This is a genomic window from Myxococcus llanfairpwllgwyngyllgogerychwyrndrobwllllantysiliogogogochensis, from assembly GCF_006636215.1.
In the GTDB taxonomy this organism is placed as follows: Bacteria; Myxococcota; Myxococcia; order Myxococcales; family Myxococcaceae; genus Myxococcus; species Myxococcus llanfairpwllgwyngyllgogerychwyrndrobwllllantysiliogogogochensis.
Map to the genome: position 1 here is coordinate 1 of NZ_VIFM01000572.1, position 808 is coordinate 808.

The 808-nt window shown below is 53.7% G+C and carries 1 protein-coding gene; it reads left to right on the forward strand.

The features are described 5' to 3' along the window. Positions 1–808 (forward strand): HMG-box domain-containing protein (locus tag FJV41_RS55090; RefSeq protein WP_497812680.1); only part of this gene is annotated, 808 nt, incomplete at both ends.

The window sequence follows — 808 nt, forward strand, 5'->3', positions numbered from 1 at the left end:
AAAAAGACCTGTCTGAAGAACTGCAGATCCTCGAAGCCGGTCTGTTCAGTCGTATCTACGCGGTGCTGGTCTCCGGTGGCGTTGAAGCTGAGAAGCTCGACAAGCTGCCTCGCGATCGCTGGCTGGAACTGGGCCTGACCGACGAAGAGAAACAAAATCAGCTGGAACAGCTGGCTGAGCAGTATGACGAACTGAAACACGAGTTCGAGAAAAAACTCGAAGCGAAACGCCGTAAAATCACCCAAGGCGACGATCTGGCACCGGGCGTGCTGAAGATTGTTAAGGTATATCTGGCCGTTAAACGCCGTATCCAGCCTGGTGATAAGATGGCGGGTCGTCACGGTAACAAGGGTGTTATCTCTAAGATCAACCCGATCGAAGATATGCCGCACGATGCTAACGGTACGCCGGTAGATATCGTACTGAACCCGCTGGGCGTACCGTCTCGTATGAACATCGGTCAGATCCTTGAAACTCACCTGGGTATGGCTGCAAAAGGCATCGGCGATAAGATCAACGCCATGCTGAAACAGCAGCAGGAAGTCGCGAAACTGCGCGAATTCATCCAGCGTGCTTACGATCTGGGCGCTGACGTTCGCCAGAAAGTTGACCTGAATACCTTCAGCGATGAAGAAGTTCTGCGTCTGGCTGAAAACCTGCGTAAAGGCATGCCGATCGCAACGCCGGTATTCGACGGTGCGAAAGAAGCTGAAATCAAAGAGCTGCTGCAGCTGGGCGACCTGCCGACTTCCGGTCAGATCACCCTGTTTGATGGCCGCACCGGTGAACAGTTCGAACGTCCGGTAAC